8 protein-coding genes (1 of these 8 cut by a window edge) are annotated in these 17,665 nt (G+C 61.5%); all 8 read left to right on the top strand.

Annotated elements, in window-relative coordinates:
- Nucleotides 1–24: 24 nt before the first annotated feature.
- Nucleotides 25–1,818 (top strand): hypothetical protein, encoded by a 1,794-nt coding sequence (locus tag ACP26L_RS21310; RefSeq protein ID WP_426446163.1) that lies wholly within the window; start codon nt 25–27, stop codon nt 1,816–1,818.
- Nucleotides 1,815–2,906 carry an AAA family ATPase gene (locus tag ACP26L_RS21305; protein ID WP_426446161.1) on the top strand — a complete coding sequence of 364 codons (1,092 nt, stop codon included), beginning with the start codon at nt 1,815–1,817 and terminating at the stop codon, nt 2,904–2,906. The genes ACP26L_RS21310 and ACP26L_RS21305 overlap by 4 nt, the downstream gene beginning before the upstream one ends.
- Nucleotides 2,903–5,272, top strand: a complete 2,370-nt coding sequence (locus ACP26L_RS21300; RefSeq protein WP_426446160.1) for a DUF5682 family protein — start codon at nt 2,903–2,905, stop codon at nt 5,270–5,272. Before ACP26L_RS21305 ends, ACP26L_RS21300 begins: the two co-directional genes overlap by 4 nt.
- Complete coding sequence (locus tag ACP26L_RS21295) at nt 5,273–6,493, top strand: VWA domain-containing protein (RefSeq protein WP_426446158.1); 1,221 nt, start codon at nt 5,273–5,275, stop codon at nt 6,491–6,493.
- 763 nt (nt 6,494–7,256) lie between these two features.
- Nucleotides 7,257–8,540 (top strand): diaminobutyrate--2-oxoglutarate transaminase, encoded by a 1,284-nt coding sequence (ectB, locus tag ACP26L_RS21290; protein ID WP_426446156.1) that lies wholly within the window; start codon nt 7,257–7,259, stop codon nt 8,538–8,540.
- 375 nt (nt 8,541–8,915) lie between these two features.
- The gene (locus ACP26L_RS21285; RefSeq protein WP_426446154.1) at nt 8,916–10,769 is read left to right on the top strand and encodes an ABC transporter ATP-binding protein; all 1,854 of its coding nucleotides are present in this window, start codon (nt 8,916–8,918) and stop codon (nt 10,767–10,769) included.
- Nucleotides 10,744–12,531, top strand: coding sequence for an ABC transporter ATP-binding protein (locus ACP26L_RS21280; RefSeq protein WP_426446153.1), 1,788 nt, complete (start codon nt 10,744–10,746; stop codon nt 12,529–12,531). Before ACP26L_RS21285 ends, ACP26L_RS21280 begins: the two co-directional genes overlap by 26 nt.
- A gap of 53 nt (nt 12,532–12,584) precedes the next feature.
- Nucleotides 12,585–17,665, top strand: partial view of a non-ribosomal peptide synthase/polyketide synthase gene (locus tag ACP26L_RS21275; protein WP_426446151.1) — the start only. 22,252 nt of this gene lie beyond the right edge of the window; 5,081 of the gene's 27,333 nt are visible here — the first part of the coding sequence; its start codon is at nt 12,585–12,587; its stop codon lies off the right edge, out of view.

Raw genomic sequence — 17,665 nt, 5'->3', positions numbered from 1 at the left:
CGAAGAAAAGGGGACTAAGGGCTCATGAGTCTACAAGTGCTGACCGAGCTGCACGAAGAAGTGCGCAGGCTCTTTATCGCCGGCAGCGGCATGGCCGCGGGCGACCTCCGGCTGCGTGCCCTGCAGCCGAAGCTGGAGAAGCTCGCAGACGCGGCTCCCGTCCTGGGGCGCCTGGCGGAGGGCGTGCGGGCCTTAGTCGATTCGGATGCTGAAGGCTCTCCCGGCCGACTGCTCGAGCTGGGCACGCTGCTGCATGCCGTGCTGTATACGCAGGGCCGGACCGGTGCGCCGGGCGAACTCAGGGAGGCTGTTGCCGACATCCCCACAGGCACGACGCATGTGCCCTACCGGAAGCTGAAGCCCCTGATCGACGCGCTGACGGAAAGGGGGCCCGGGCGGCTGGAGCTCATCCGCAGCGCCCTCGAGGAAGGGCTGTTCGAGGATATCCGCTCCCACCGTCCTGCCGTCATCGCCCTGGAGGACAGCTACACGGAGACCGCGGAGTTCGTGCAGGAGCAGGTGCTGCCGGCCATCGGCGCCCGGGTGGTTCCGCTGCTGCTTAGGGAGTTGAACCTGCAGGGAGGCAAAGCCGACGGCCGGAGGCTGCTTGCCATCCACCGGCTGCGCGGGCCCGGCGATCCTTCGCTGTATCTGACGGCCTTGGCGGAAGGAGCCGCGGAGCTGCAGATCGCGGCGGCAAGCATCCTCGGCGATTACGAAGACCAGGAAGCGGCCCTGCTGGAAGCCAGCCGCAGCCGGCGCAAAGAGCTTCGGGAAGCGGCGCTGCTGGCGCTGGCCCGCATCCCGTCAACGAAGGCGGCGGACCGCCTGATGGAGTGCCTGGCCTCGGAGAAGGATGCGCCGCTAGCCGTCGAGCCTTTCCGGCTGTCCCGGGACCCGGACATAATGGCAAGGGTGCTCGCTCACGCCGAGAGCCTACTTGCCGAATTCGGCGGAGCGGACAAGCCGGAAGCAGGGCTCATCACCCGGATGGCCGCGGTCGTCTCCAGCCTCGGAACGAAGCGGGAGAAGGAGGTTCTCTCCTTCCTGCAGAAGCTGCTGGAGTCGCCGCACTTCATGAAGAGAGAGACGGAAGAGATTCAGGAGGAGGCGGCTGCCCACCTGCTGGAGTCAGGGGATCCGCAGGCGCTCGGCTTTGTCGAATCGCTTCATGACAAGTGGAACCACGGGCTGATCTCGTTCGCGCTGCGGGCCGCGCTGCGCCGGCTTCCTCCCGAAGCCGTGTATGAGCGGTACGCGCCGTACTTGCAGGAGAAGAACACAGCGGCAGCCAAGGAGCTGCTGCAGACGATCAGGCGGCTGACCACGGGCCTCTCCCGGATCGGGGACGGATATCGTGAAGCCCGGGCTTCCCAGCCTTGGGACGAGCGCTGGCTGCCTTTGTTCATCCGGCTGGATGAGGAGGAGCTCGTATGCCGTTTTGTACCCGAGGCTCCTGATCGGGAGGCGACCGACTATCTGCTCGCCAAGCTGGAGTCGCAGGGAGGCCGGCGGGGGAACAATCCGGCTCCGCTGCTCACGGCGCTCTTCCGCATGGATAAGGCACCGGCGTCCGAGCAGCTGCTGCACGTCATCGAACAGCGCACGCTTGCCGGTTCCTGGTGGTATATCGACTATGATCTGCAGCGGCTGCTGCAGGAGCTTCCCGCTTCTTCCTCGGGCCGCCTCGAGAAGCTGGCGGCGCAGGCGAAGAACGAGGGCATCCGGCGGGCGCTGGAGGAAGCGGCGCTGTATGCCCGCAATAAGGAACATGGACCAAAAGGCGAAGCCGACAAAGGAGAGGGAATCGAATCATGAGTGAGACGAACAATGTACTGCGCCTGCCTGCAGAGCGCCTCTATGCCGCGGAGATCGAAGCGTTGAAAGCGGAAGACCGGGACCCGAGACCGGCGGGCTGGCAGCTATCGCCCCGGGCGGTGCTGACCTACATCACGGGCGGCCGGGCCGGCGGCGTGGACATCACGCCGAAATATATCGGGCACCGCCGTCTGGTGGAGATCGCGATCGCCACGCTGCTGACGGACCGGGCGCTGCTGCTGATCGGCGAACCGGGGACGGCCAAGTCGTGGCTGTCGGAAAATCTGACGGCGGCGATCCACGGCGATTCGTCCAAGGTGATTCAGGGCACGGCGGGCACGAGCGAAGAGCAGATCCGCTACTCCTGGAACTATGCGATGCTGCTGGCGAACGGCCCTTCGGATGCGGCGCTCATCAAGAGCCCGATCTACCGGGCGATGGAGAGCGGCGGAATTGCCCGCTTTGAAGAAATCTCCCGCTGCGCCTCCGAGGTGCAGGATGCGCTCATATCGATTTTGTCGGAGAAAACGATCTCAATCCCCGAGCTGGCGCGGGAAGTGCCGGCGGAGCGTGGATTCTCGATCATCGCCACGGCCAATACCCGCGACCGCGGGGTGAACGACATGTCCGCCGCGCTCAAGCGGCGTTTCAATATTCTCGTGCTGCCGTCACCGGCCGATCTTGAGACGGAAGTGGAGATCGTACGCAAGCGCGTCGGCGAGATCGCCGCGAACTACGAGCTGAAGGCGGCCCTGCCGGAGGAGGAAGCGGTGCGCAAGGTCGTGACGATCTTCCGCGAGCTCCGCAGCGGCGTGACCCTGGACAGCAAGGAGAAGGTGAAGGCGCCGAGCGGAGTCCTGTCGACGGCGGAGGCGATCTCCCTGCTCACGAACGGGATGGCCCTGGCGGCATCCTTCGGCAGCGGAACGATCGAGCCGGAGGATCTGGCCGCCGGATTGCAGGGCGCGATCGTCAAGGATGAGGACAAGGACAGCGGCGTATGGAAGGAATACCTGGAGAACGTCATGAAAAAGCGCGGCTCGGAATGGCGCAGCCTCTACAGCGCCTGCCGGGAGATGAACGGATGAGCCCTGCGCCTGCACAGCGGATAAAGGACATTCACATCTTCGGCATCCGCCACCTGTCCCCGGCAGGAAGCTATCATCTGCGCCGACTGCTGGATGAAGTGAAGCCGCTGGCGGTGCTTGTCGAGGGGCCGTCGGATGCCACAGATCTGATCCCCGGACTGGTGCGCGCAGGCGTGAAGCCGCCTGTGGCCCTGCTGGCTTATACGGAACAGGTGCCGGTGCGCACTCTGCTCTTTCCGTTCGCCGCGTATTCGCCGGAGTATCAGGCCCTGCTCTGGGCGGCGGAGCAGGGGGCGCGGGCCGAATTCATCGACCTGCCGACCACGGCTTCGGTGCCGCTGTACGCCCTGCGCAGAGAGCAGCGTCCTGAGGCGGTCGGAGAGCCTGCCGATGCTTCCGCGGCGGATGCTCCCGCAGCAGCCGCGGACCGGCGGCACGACTTCTACCGGAGGGGCCGCGGCCTGTACCAGCAGGCGGCCGAGTTGGCCGGGGAACCGGACTACGAGAGCTACTGGGAGCGGTACTTCGAGCACCAGGGAGGCACGGAGGGATATAGACAGGCCATCGCCCGCTTCTCGGCGGAGATGCGCGGGCTCCTGCAGGACGAGGAGCGTGAAGCCGACCCGTACGAAGCGTCCGTCAATGCCGTACGGGAAGCCTACATGCGCCGCCGCATTGCAGCGGTCATGGAGGAAGGCATCCCGGCGGAGCGGATTGTTGTCGTGGTGGGAGCCTACCATGTCACCGGACTCGATGCGGCTCTGCCGCCGATGTCGGACAGGGAGCTGAAGAAGCTGCCGGCGGTCTCCACCCGGCTGACGCTCATGCCCTATTCGTATTACAGGCTCTCATCGCACTCGGGCTACGGGGCCGGGAACCCGGCTCCGGCCTATTTCGAGCTGATGTGGGACGGCCTGCTGCAGGATGACCTCGGCGGCCTGCCGGCCCGGTATTTGGCCAGCATCGCGGGCCGCCTGCGGGAGTCGGGGACCTACCGTTCGACGGCTTCGGTCATTGAAGCGGTGCGGCTGGCGGGAGCGCTGGCTTCCCTGCGCGGTGCCTCCCAGCCGACGTGGAGCGAGCTCCGCGACGCCGCGGTGGTCGCCTTCGGCTATGGCGAGCTCTCTCCGGTGGCCGAGGCACTGGCCCATGCCGATATCGGGACGCGCATCGGCGAGCTGCCCGAGGGCGTCTCGCAGACGCCGGTGCAGGATGACATGAACCGCCACCTGAAGCGGCTCAAGCTGGAGAAGTACAAGTCGGCCGTCGCCGCGGACCTGGAGCTCGACCTGCGGGAGAACCGCCGGGTGAAGACGGAGGCGGCGGCGTTCCTGGACTTAAGCCGTTCGACCTTCCTTCACCGGCTGCGGCTGCTCGAGGTTCCTTTTGCCGCCAAGAAACGGGTGCGGCAGGACGCCGCAACCTGGGCGGAGCACTGGGTGCTCCAGTGGACGCCGGAAGCGGAGATCCGCATCGTCGAGTCCACCTTGAAGGGCGAGACCATCGAGCTCGCCTGCGCCTTCGTGCTGGCGGAGAGGCTCGAGCACTGCACGGACCTGGCCGAGGCGTCGTCGATCATCGAGGAAGCGTGCGTGTGCGGCCTGCCCGAAGCGATGGAGGCCGGCCGGATCACGCTTCAGGCTCTGGCCGCGGAAGCCGGCAGCTTCGCTCCCATCGCCGCGGCGCTGTCGAAGCTGTCGGTGCTCATCGGCTATGGCGACCTGCGACGGGTGCGCACGGAGTCGCTCGAGCCGCTGCTCTCGCAGCTGTTCCTGCGCGGCGCGCTGCTGCTGACGGATGCGGCGGCCTGCAGCGAGGAGGCGGGTGGAGACATTCTGTCCGCGATGAATGCGATGCACCGCGTATCGCAGGATCATGCGGAGCTGGTGAACGACGCGGAGTGGGTACGGAAGCTGTGGGAGCTCGCTTCGCGGGATGACCGGAATGCAAAGCTGTCCGGCTATGCGTTCGCGATTCTGCTGGAGCGGGGGCTCGTCACGTCCGAGCAATGCTCGCAGGAGGTGTCCCGGCGCCTGTCTCCCGGCATTCCTGCGGATCTCGGCGCCGGCTGGTTCGAGGGCCTGTCGATGCGCAACCGCTATGCGCTGCTGTCCCGTTCGGATCTGTGGGCGCGGTTGGACGAGTACATCGGATCGCTCGAGCCCGAGCCATTCCGGCGCTCCCTGGTGTTCCTGAGGCGGGCGTTCGGGGCGTTCGAGCCGCGGGAGAAGGCGGCTGTGGCCGACCTGCTCGGCATGCTGTGGGGCTCGGACGCAGCGGCCGGAGAGCAGCTTCAGGAACCATTGACGGAAGAAGAGAGAGGGATGTTAAGTGAACTTAACGAGTATGATTTCGGTGATCTCTAAATGACGGAGGATCGGAAGGACCAGCTGAGCCGCTGGCGTCTGATTCTGGGCGAGGCGGCGGAGGAGCGGCTGTGCGGACTGGGCGGCGGTGAACCGCTGCTGGACCGGGATCAGCAGCTAATGGACGAGGCGCTGGCGGCGATCTATGACGGCACCTCGGGAGGCTTCGGAGGCGAAGACGATGACCCCCACAGCGGCCGGAGAAGGTCGGCTGGATTAGGCCCGTCCGCTCCGCGGCTTGCCCGCTGGCTGGCGGATATCCGCAGCTTTTTTCCGAGCGATGTCGTCTCGGTGATCCAGACCGATGCCATGGAGCGCAAGGGCCTTACGCAGCTGCTCTTCGAGCCGGAGTTGCTCTCGCAGGTGAAGCCGGATATCCGGATGGTGGCAACGCTGATGGCGCTGAAGGGAAGCATCCCGGAGAAAACCAAGGACACGGCCCGCCAGCTGGTGAGGGCGGTCGTCGACGACATTGCGAAGCGGCTGGAGAATGAAATCCGCCGTTCAGTAACCGGAGCCCTGAACCGCAGGCAGCATTCGCCGCTGCCTTCCCTGAGCGGGATGGACTGGAAGAAGACCATCACAAGCAACCTGAAGCACTACGACAGGGAGAGCAAAAGGCTGATACCCGAGCGCTTCCATTATTTCGACCGTGCTCGAAGGAGCCGGGAGTGGACAGTCATTCTCGACATCGACCAGAGCGGGTCCATGGCCGATTCGGTCATCTACGCTTCGGTCATCGGGTCGATCTTCGCTTCGCTGCCGGCGCTGGATACGCGGGTCGTCGTCTTCGATACGGAGGTGGTGGACCTGAGCGCGCAGTGTGCGGACGATCCGGTGGATATGCTGTTCGGCATCCAGCTGGGCGGCGGCACGGACATCAACAAGTCGGTCGCGTACTGCGAGCAGTTCATCACGGAGCCCGGCAAGACGCTCTTCCTGCTGATCTCCGACCTGTATGAGGGCGGCAACCAGGCCGCTCTGATCCGCCGGATGGGCGAGATGCGCGCGGCCGGCGTCAAGGTGCTCTGCCTGCTTGCCTTGTCGGACAGCGGGGTGCCGTCCTACGATGCCGAGGTGGCGAAGAAGCTGGCCGCCTTCGGCATCCCCTGCTTCGCGTGCACGCCGGACCGGCTGGCGGAGCTGGTCGAAGGGGCGCTGCAGGGCAAGGATCTGCAGGAGCTGGCCGGCCGGGTCGGGACGGTTACAACGACCAAATAAAATTGTCATCAAGCCGAGAGCCGGAGGAACCCATCCCTCCGGCTCTTTGCGTGCAGGGAAGTGCAAGTGGCAGCGGTGGGGCACTGTACGGAGCCGCTCCTGGGACCGAATGCCATACAGGTGGACGCTGCGGCCAGGTATCCGGCCAGATTCCAGCTGGTATCCAGCCAGGCATCCAGCTAAGCATCCGGCCAAGTATCCAGCTATGTATCCGGCAGGCATTCAGCCGAGTACCAAGCTAGTTAAACATCCAGCCAGATATCCAGCGAGCCGTCAGGTTTATGTTAAGTTATCGTTAAGCACAAGGAATTGAAGAACAGGAAGAGAATGCTTAGAGGGAAGATATCTATGATCATGTTCCGGCTCCGCACGAATGTCGACTAGAGTCGAATTCCCCTGATTCATGGTAACCACTTCCGGTGGCTGCTCCCATTCCCCCCTTTTTTTCGTCAAATTATTAAATCCGTTTGTCGGGAAGCCCAAATTTAACTAAAGCTTTATTATACATCTTCAGAAATCTTGATATAATCCTACATGGAGCACCTTCCCTTTTATGTTAGATCGTGGGATTGGAGTTGATTTAATCCCGGTCAAGCTATGCACGGAAAGACCAGTCCACTGGCGACACAGCAGGCCGGCATGCGGGAGACGACAAAAGCGAATCACGGAATTTCACATCCGAGAGGGTTCTGCAGCATCGCGTTTGGAGGTTTAGAACGAACGATAAAGACCTTATCCCAAATTCCGATGGAGGATGAAGCGCGTGAGCATATTTGAAAAGCTAGAATCCAACGTAAGATCCTACTGCAGAAGTTTTCCGGTGGTATTCGACCGGGCCAAGGGGGATCTATTGTATTCCGAGGACGGCAGAGCATATATTGATTTTTTTGCTGGTGCCGGCGCACTGAATTACGGACATAACAACGATTATATTAAAGACCGGATACTCGATTATTTGACCTCCGACCGGATTATGCACGGCCTGGATATGTATACCTCGGCGAAGCGGGAGTTCATCCAGACCTTCTCGGAGCAGATCCTGGAGCCGAGGAATCTGAATTACAAGCTTCAATTCTGCGGCCCCACGGGGACGAATGCAGTGGAAGCAGCCTTGAAGCTTGCGCGCAAGGCGAAGAAGAGAACCGGGGTATTCGCCTTCATGGGCGGCTTTCACGGCATGTCGCTCGGCAGCCTATCGGCCACCAGCTCCAAGTCCATGAGAGAAGGGGCAGGCCTTCCGCTCAACGGAATTACGTTCATGCCCCATCCGAGCGGGGCGTTCGCAGGTATGGATACACTCGGCTATATCGAGAACATCCTGACGGATTCGCACTCCGGCATCGACAAGCCGGCCGCCATCCTGCTCGAAACCGTACAAGCCGAAGGCGGAATCCACGTTGTGGATGCGCAGTGGCTCCGCGGACTGCAGCAGCTGTGCCGCAGGCACGACATCCTGCTCATTACCGACGAGATTCAAGTTGGCTGCGGCCGGACGGGCGGATTCTTCTCCTTCGAGAGGGCGGGAATCGAGCCGGATCTCATCACCCTGTCGAAGTCGATCAGCGGATATGGCCTGCCGATGTCCCTCCTGCTGCTGAAGCCGGAGCTCGATCTCTGGACTCCGGGCGAGCACAACGGTACTTTCCGGGGCAACCAGCTGGCTTTTGTGGCAGCTAAGGCCGCACTTGAGTTCCGGGACAGAGCGGCCCTGGAAGCCCAGGTGAAGCAGAAGGAAGACTACGTGCACACGTTCCTCGACAAAGAAATCAAGCCGCTGCATCCGTCCATCGAAATCCGCGGACTCGGCCTGATCTGGGGCATTGACGTCTCGGGCTTCACGGATGAAGCAGGAGCGAAGCGGATGACGGAACTCTGCTTCGAGAACGGGCTGATCATTGAGAGAGCCGGAAGAGGCGATCGCGTGCTGAAGATCATGCCTCCGCTTACCGTCTCGATGGAGCACCTGGCCGCCGGCTGCAGCATCATCAAGTCGAGCATGCAGCAGGTCATCTCCCAGGAGACCCAGGAACTGCTGGTGACAACCTAATCTCCAGCGCAGCCTACATTAATTCTCCCCCCAAATCTGCAGTATGATCCGAGTTCACACCTGCGCTGCATCCGTATGGACGGACCGCGAACTCAACCGTATCCTGATCTTCGCCATACTACACAGCCATGCAGCCGCACAGCAAACTATCATCACATAACCGTAAGGAACCCCCGTTTGAATTTCCTCCGCATCCGGCAATTCACATTGCTGGGCTGCGGAGGAATACATAGACCCTGTAGTAATGCCACTTCAACATAAGCTCCGACGAACGGCGATCCCGTTAAGAGCGGACCCGGCTGGACGGCTGGCTTACCTCTGCCGGCCTGCCCGGAACAACGACATCGAGCCTTACAGCGATGGGAGGAACATCCCTTGTCCACCCCCAAATCCACATCCGAACCAAACTCAAAACCAAAACCCGTCTTCGGGCGGCTCGTACGGTATGTCCGACCATACTCGTTATGGGTTGCCGTGACCGTCATCGCTTCCCTGGGGCTGGCGGCGATCGACATCGTGCTCGGCAAGCTCATTGAACGGATGATCGACGGGACGATCGGTCCGCCGGGCGAAATCGTAGCGATCATTGCGCTGATGATCCTGATCGGTATGCCCTGCAGATACGCCATCAAATATGCTTCAGCCCGCTTCAGCGTCAAGGCACTGCAGGACCTGCGGAGCGAGTGGTCAGCTAAGATCACGTCACTTCCGGTATCCGAAGTGGAACGGAGGTTCACCGGGGACCTGGTCTCCCGGTTGACGAACGACACGGCCGTGCTGCAGAACTTTTTCATCCAGCAGTTCGCCAATCTGTTCTACCTTCCCGTCGTATTCCTCGCCGCCTTCATTATCCTCCTGATGACCAGCTGGAAGCTCGTGCTCTCCACCCTGGTGCTGCTGCCGCTCGGGATGGTCCTGACGACGCTACTGACGAAGCCGATGCAGTCGTTCTCGGAGCAGCTTCAGGAGAGCATCGGACGGCTGAGCGCCATGGCGCAGGATGCGATCGGCGGCCTGGCGATCATCAAGGCTTTCAATATGCAGGCGGCGTTCTACCGAAAATACAGCGCGCTGATGGCTGAAGCGGTCAGCCTGAGCCTGAGGCTGGAAAAACGGTATGCGCTGCTCGGCCCTCTGGCCATCCTGTTCCTGGCTTCCCCGATCGTGTTCGTCATCGTCTACGGCGGACATCTGATCGAGCAGGGCGAGCTGGATGCGGGAGGCATCGTGCTTTTCGTTTATCTTTTGAATTTCGTGCTGCAGCCGGTCAGCCTCATGCCGGTGCTCAGCGCCCAGATCCAGGAAGCTTCCGGAGCGGCCCGGCGGCTGTTCGAAGCGCTGGACTGGCCCTCGGAGCGGGAGGACGGCACAGTGGAAGCGCCCGCAGCCGATCCTGATACCCCGGCAGTGGAGTTCGACGGCGTCACGTTCACCTATGACGGGGAAACACCGGCCCTCCGGGATGTTTCGTTCCGGCTGGAGAAAGGCGAGACCCTCGCGTTCGTCGGCGGGAGCGGCAGCGGCAAAAGCACGCTGATCAAGCTGCTGTGCGGCTTCTATGAACCCCAGACGGATTCGGGCACGATCCGGATCGAAGGCCGGCCGCTCGAAGCGTGGAACCTGCAGGAGCTGAGAGCCCGGATGGCCCTGGTCGCTCAGGAATCCTACCTGTTCCCGGCCACCATAGCGGAGAACATCGGCTCGGGCCGGGAGGGAGCCTCGCTCGAAGATATCGTGGAAGCGGCAAGGTCAGCCGGTGCGCATGAGTTCATCGCCGGGATGCCGGACGGCTACGGAACGGTCCTTGGCGAGAGAGGCGGAGGCTTATCCGGCGGCCAAAAGCAGCGGATCGCGATTGCCCGGGCGCTGCTCAAGAGCGCTCCGCTGCTGCTGCTCGATGAGCCGACCTCGGCGCTTGACATGCAGTCGGAGGCATGGGTGCAGGAGGCGATTCAGCGCCTGATGCAGGGCCGAAGCGTCATCGTGATCGCCCACCGGCTCTCCACGATCAAGCAGGCGGACCGCATTCTGGTGATGGAGCAGGGGCGGATCGTCGAGAGCGGCACACACGAGGAGCTGATGGGCAGGGACGGGGCTTACCGCAAGCTGTCCATGTACCAGAACGTCCAAACCGTAGAGACAGAGGAAGAGAAGAAGAAAGAGACAGATATTCATACAGCCGGCGCGGAAAGGGGGAGAGGACGTGTCCTTCAAGCAGGCGTACGCTGAGTTCGGCCAGCTCATGGCCTATATGAAACCGCGGGCCCGCACCTACTATGCGGGGATGATCGGCGAGAGTCTCGTCAGTGCGGCACTGGCCATCCTGCTCTCATTTGTAATCCAGTACCTGCTCAATTATGCCGTACACCGGGATCCGTCGGAGCTGCAGCGGGCCGTCTATCTGGTCTGCGGAACGGTAGGGGTGCTCAGTATCCTGTCGCCGATCTGTAATTACCTGTTCCTGAAGTGCATCAAGATCACGATGGGCGAGATCCGCACGGAGCTCTTCGGGCATATCGCCCGGATCGATTACCGGTCGGCCGAAAGCCGCCACTCCGGCGACCTGCTTTCCCGCATCACGAATGATGTCCAGTCGATCGAGATGACGTATGCCGAGCATATCAAATCCATTGTGTCGCAAATCCTTCTGTTTATCGGGTCTGCGGTCGTGGTGTTCATCATCGATTGGCGGTTTGCTCTAGTCCTGCTGGCGCTGGGCGGCTTCTCGGTGCTGCTCAACACCCGCTTCTCAGAGCCTCTGCGCCGGGTGAGTGACGAACTGCAGGCGCAGATGGGAGTCCTGACGGAGCGGGTCGGCGACCTGATCGCCGGCCTGCAGGTCATCAAGCTGTTCGGTCTGCAGCAGCGGGCAGGACGGCTCAGCCAGGATGCGATCGCTGCGGTTAGCCGCTCGGGCATCCGGCAGGGGCATCAGGCCGGTCTGCTCGAAGCGGGGAACTTCCTGATCCAGTTCCTGAGTCTGGGGGGAGTTCTGCTCATCGGTCTGCTGATGGTCTCATCGGGGCAGCTCGAGCTTGGGGTGCTGGGCCAGATTGTACAGCTGCAGAGCGGAATCGCCGTGATGTTCCTAAGTCTCGGGACCTCCGTTGCCATGATGCAGAATTCGTATGCCGGGTTAACGCGTATCCGGGAAGTGCTCGCCGAACCGGTTGAATCGGAGCGCCATGCGATGCAGGCTTTGCCGTCGCCCGAGGAGAAGACGGCGGTCCGGCTGGAGGCTGCGGTACAGTTAACCGATGTGACCTTCGGCTACGAGGCCCATCGTCCCATCCTGAAGAAGCTTTCGCTGTCCCTGGCCGAAGGCACCGTAACGGCGCTGGTCGGACCAAGCGGAGGCGGCAAGAGTACGGTCGTGAAGCTGCTGCTCGGCTTTTATCCGCCGGACAGCGGTATCGTTTGGCTCGGGGGCCGGCCTGCCGGCAGCTGTACGCTGCAGGAGATCCGGGAGCAGATAGCTTACGTCCCTCAGGAAGCGACGCTGTTCCAGGGGACCATCGCAGACAACATCCGCTTCGGTTTGCCGGATGCCAGCGATGCCGAAGTGGAGGCGGCGGCCCGGGCGGCTTATGCCCACGGCTTCATCACCGGGCTCCCGCAGGGGTACGATACCCCGGTCGGCGAGCGGGGAGCCAACCTGTCGGGCGGCCAGCGCCAGCGGATCGCCATTGCCCGGGCGCTGCTCAAGAACGCGCCGATTCTCCTGCTGGACGAGGCGACATCGGCCCTCGACGCCGAATCGGAGCATGAAGTCCAACAGGCGCTGCAGGTGCTGATGAAAGGCCGGACGACCTTGGTCGTCGCCCACCGGCTCAGCACGGTAGAGAATGCGGACCTGATTTGCGTCATTGCGGAAGGCCGGGTGCAGGAAGAAGGGACTCATGAGGAGCTGCTGGCCATGGAGGGCCAGTATGCGGACCTGTATCATCTGCAATTCCGGAAGAAACCGCCTGAGCTTGCCGTAAGCTTGTGACAAGAAACGGTTGACCCATAGATTACATTTTGGAGAATAGGGAGCGTACAACGATGTTTCGTGAATCGGAGAACACAACGGTTATGCCGACTGCCTTGAACTATCAGCCCCTGACGCAGCCCCAGAAGCGGATCTGGTATACGGAGAAGCTCTATCCGGACACCAGTCTGTCCACGGTTACAGTAACGGTGAAAATGACGGGGGCCGTGGATCTCGGCATTCTCAAACGGGCGATCAACGGAGTGATCGAAGCCAGCGACGCTTTCCGGATGAAGATGACCGTGAAGGACGGCAGCCCTTATCAATATGTGGAAGCATTTGTGGAGAGGGAATTCGAGCTGCTTGACTTCTCACATGAAGCAGAAGCGGCGGCGCAGGCAGAGGCATGGGTGCAGGCACAGATTCGCAGACCCATGGCTATGGTGGAGGCGGACCTGTATGAGATCGTTCTCCTGAAGATCCGTCCGGACGAATATTGGTACAGCTTCAAAATGCATCATATCGTGACCGACGGGGTAGGTATGATTCTTTCGGTCAACCGGATCTCGGAGCTGTATGAGCGCATCAGCAAACAGGAGGGAAATCCGGAAGAGAGCAGACCGGAATGGAACGCTTCTTATTTTGAGTTCGTCCAATCCGAGATGAACTATGAAGCCTCCGACCGGTATCAGAAGGATAAGACGTACTGGTACGAGAAGTTCCGGACACTGCCTGAAATCACAGGCTGGAAGGTTTATAACCCCGTTACGCTGAGTACGGAATCCACCAGGGAAACAGCGGAAATCTCCGAGGAGGCTTACCGGGGAGTGAAGGCCTTCTGCGAGGAACACAAGGTATCCCTCTTCACGTTCTTTCTGGCGGCTTTCTACATCTATATGCATAAAGTGACCGGGGGCAGCGATATTGCCATCGGCACCGCCTATGCCAACCGGACGACCCGCAAGGAGAAAGAGACGGTCGGTATGTTCGTCAGTACGGTTGCTACGCGGGCTGTTGTAGAACCGGAGTCGGAGATCACGGCCTTCATGCAGCAGGTGGCCAAAGAACAGTCCTCCATCCTGCGCCATCAGCGGTATCCGTACAACAAATTGATCCAGGATCTCCGTGATCTTCATTCGTTCAGCGACGTACAGCGCCTGTTCGCCGTGAGTGTGCAGTACCGCACGATGAGCTGGCTGCACCCGGAAGGGATCGGTCATGTGATCGACACGCCTTTTGCAGGCGCTACGGGCAACGACTTTGATATTCATGTCGTTGATATGCTGGATGATGACCGTCTGGTGCTACATATGGATTACCGTATTCACTTGTTCGAGCAGGCGGAAGCCCGCCAGGTCATCTCGCAGTTTCTTGCGCTGGTCGATGCCCTTCTTGCGCAGCCGACAGCCAGAATAGCAGAGCTGGCATGGACGGGTAGCGGGGAACAGGACCGGATTCTGAACGAATTCAACGCCACCCATGCGGAATACGACCGGGAGCAGACGATATACGGGTTGATCGAAGCTCAGGCGGCCCGCGTGCCGGAGCGCACGGCCGTAGTCTGCGAAGGGAAGAGGCTGAGCTACCGCGAGCTCAACCGCCGGGCCAACAGCCTGGCGCGTACGCTGCGGGCCAGAGGAGTGGGACGGGATTCCATCGTCGGCCTGATGGTGGAGCGCTCGGTTGAGATGGTGGTCGGCATGCTCGGCGTACTGAAAGCAGGGGGCGCTTATGTGCCGATCGATCCGGAATATCCGGAGGGGCGCATCCGCTATATGCTGGAGGACTCGGGAGCCGGGCTGCTGCTGGTGAACCGGGGACTGGAGCGGAACGTATCGTTCGGCGGTACGGTCCTTTCGTTAGACAGCGAGACGCTATACGAAGGAGACGGAGACAATCCGGAGCCGGTATCGGGTCCTTCCGACCTGGCTTACATCATTTACACCTCCGGGACGACCGGCAATCCCAAAGGGGTTATGGTCGAGCACAGCGGGCTTGTTAATCTGCGCACTTATTTCGAAACCTCGCTGGGCATGACCGAGGATGATGTGGTGGTCCAGTTTGCAAGCTTCTCCTTTGACGCTTCGACCTGGGAGACGCTCATGAGCCTCTTCTTCGGTGCGGCACTGGCGGTTCCAACCTCATCTGATATTATGAACTCCCGACTGTTCGAACGCTTCGTCACGGAGCATGGAGTCACGGTGGCGACACTGCCTCCATCGTATGCCGTCTATCTTGAACCTGCCGCCATGCCGAGTCTGAAGAAGCTGATTACCGCCGGCTCCGCGCCATCCCTCGAGCTGATCCAGAAATGGAAGGACCGGGTAGCCTATTATAATGCCTATGGACCGACCGAAGATTCCATCTGTTCGACGGTATGGGACTGCAGCGGCGAATGGGCGGAGGGACGAGCGGTATCCATAGGCAGACCGATCGCCAACCACCAGGTGCTTATTGTGGATGAACAGCTTCGTCTGCTTCCCGCCGGCGTGGCCGGTGAGATGTGTCTTGCCGGCGAGGGTCTGGCCAGAGGGTATCTGAACCGTCCCGAGCTGACGGAGGAGAAATTCATCGCGCATCCGCTCGCCCGGGGAGGGCGCTTGTACCGTACGGGCGACCTGGCCCGTTGGCTGCCGAACGGGATGATCGAGTATCTGGGCAGGATCGACCACCAGGTGAAGATCCGCGGATACCGGATCGAGCTAGGCGAGGTGGAAGCCCAGCTCATGAAGGTGCCGTCCGTGCAGGAGTGCATCGTCATTGCGCGCGACGACGAAGCCGGCCAGAAGCAGCTCGCCGCCTACTTTGTGGCGGAGCATCCGCTTACGGCAGGCGAACTGCGGGGGAACATGTCCCGGGAACTGCCGGCCTACATGATTCCGGCGCACTTCGTCCAGCTCGAACAGATGCCCCTCACACCGAACGGCAAGATCGACCGGAGGGCACTGCCGGCACCGAGCGCGGAGGTGCAGACCGGGAGCGCCTATGCCCCTCCGCGGACGGACATGGAACGGATGCTCTGCGGCTTGTGGGAGAAGGTGCTCGGAGCCAGGAAGGTCGGTATTCACGATCATTTCTTCGAGCTCGGAGGCGATTCCATCAAGTCGATCCAGGTGTCCTCCCGTCTTTTCCAAGAAGGATTTAAACTGGAATCGAAGGAGTTCTTTCAGTTCCCGACCATTGCCGATCTGGCGGGAAGAGTGGAGCTGCTTACCCGGACGGCTGATCAGTCGGAAGTTACGGGTGAAGTGGAGCGTACCCCGATTCTCGAATGGTTCCTGCAGGGTGAGTGGACGGACCGTCATCATTTTAACCAGGCGTTGATGGTTCACCGTGCCGAGGGCTTCGATGAGGCAGCACTCCGTCAGGCGGCTGCGAAACTGGCAGAGCACCATGACGCACTGAGGATGGTGTACCGCGCTACGGAGGGCAAGCTGTGGAACCGGGCGGCCGGAGAGGGCGAGCTGTACCGTTTGGACGTTCAGGACTTCCGTCACCTGGGAGACTGCGCGCAGGCCATCGAACTCAAAGCGAACGACATCCAGGCCTCTATCGACCTTGAAAACGGCCCGCTTCTGCACATGGGCCTGTTCCGCTGCGCGGATGGGGACCACCTGCTGATTGTCATTCACCATCTCGCGGTGGACGGGGTTTCCTGGCGCATTCTCTTCGAGGATCTGGCACTGGCTTACGAGCAGGCTCTGGCAGGACGGGAGCCTGCGCTTCCCCGGAAGACGGATTCCTTCCAGCTCTGGGCCCGTCAGATTCGCGAGTATGCGAACGGGGCCGCTCTGGCATCCGATCGCGCCTATGCCGAGAAGATCGCCCGTCTCGAGCCTGCGACTCTGCCGAAGGACCACGAGCAGGAGCATGCGCTCGTAGAGGATAGCGACATCGTAACGGTTGTGTGGCCGGAGCAGCTCACCAGCCGGCTGCTGAAACAGGCCAACCAGGCCTACGGCACGGAGATTAACGATCTTCTTCTGACGGCTCTCGGTCAGGCCGTTCATTCCTGGTCCGGCTTGGAGCGCGTCCTTGTGAATCTCGAAGGGCACGGCCGGGAAGCTGTCGTAGATGCGGATATCTCCCGGACGGTCGGCTGGTTTACGAGCCAGTATCCTGTTGCCTTGGAGATCAAGGCAGGCGAGAGCCTCGGCATGCGCATCAAACGAGTGAAGGAAGAACTTCGCAGCGTTCCGAATAAGGGGATCGGTTACGGGATTCTCCGCTACCTTGCATCTCATGAAGGGGATGGGCAGTTCGGCGTGGAGCCCGAGATCGGCTTCAACTACCTCGGGCAGTTCGATCAGGATCTCGATAACAGTTCCATGCGCTTCTCTCCTTACAGCACGGGGGCATCCGTCAGCGGCCGCAGCAAGCGGAAATTTGCCCTGGATCTCAACGGGATGATCACCGGAGGTGCGCTGAGCCTGACTATCAGTTACAGCAGGGGGCAGTACCGCAGCGAGAGGGTGCAGGAACTGGCGGGACTGCTGCAGGAAAGCCTGCAGGAGATCGTGGAACACTGCTGCACGCAGGAGCAGCCGGAGCTGACCCCGAGCGATCTCACGCTGAATGGCGTGAGCTTCGGCGAGCTCCAATCGCTCCTGGAACGCACTTCCGCTCTCGGAGAGCTGGAGGATGTCTACGGCCTTTCACCGATGCAAAAAGGCATGCTGTTCCACTCGCTGCTTCACGGGGACGACGGCGCTTACTTCGAGCAGGCTTCCTTCGATGTGCTCGGCCGGTTCCGTCCGGACGTCTTCGAGCGAGCCCTGCATGTGCTCGTGAGCCGGCACGGCATTCTTCGCACGAACTTCTTCAGCGGTTGGCTGGAGCAGCCGGTGCAGGCCGTGCTGCGCAGCCGGAAAGCCGGCTTCCGATTCCAGGATCTGAGCGGACTAGGGGAAGTGGAGCGTGCTGAAGCGGTCCATGCGGCAGCCGAAGCGGATAAGGCGAGAGGCTTCGATCTGGAAGCGGACCCGCTGATGCGTGTCACGCTGCTCCAAACAGGTGTGGAAAGCTTCCACGTCCTGTGGAGCTTCCATCACCTGGTCATGGACGGCTGGTGTCTCTCGCTGATCATACGTGAGGTGTTCGAAACCTACTTTGCGGAGTTGGAAGGCCGGGAGCCCGTGCTGCCGGAAGCCCGTCC

The sequence above is a fragment of the Paenibacillus sp. S-38 genome (assembly GCF_049942825.1).
In the GTDB taxonomy this organism is placed as follows: domain Bacteria; phylum Bacillota; class Bacilli; order Paenibacillales; family NBRC-103111; genus Paenibacillus_G.
The sequence above is the reverse complement of the archived record's forward strand: the minus strand, read 5'-3'. Positions and strand labels throughout refer to the sequence as shown.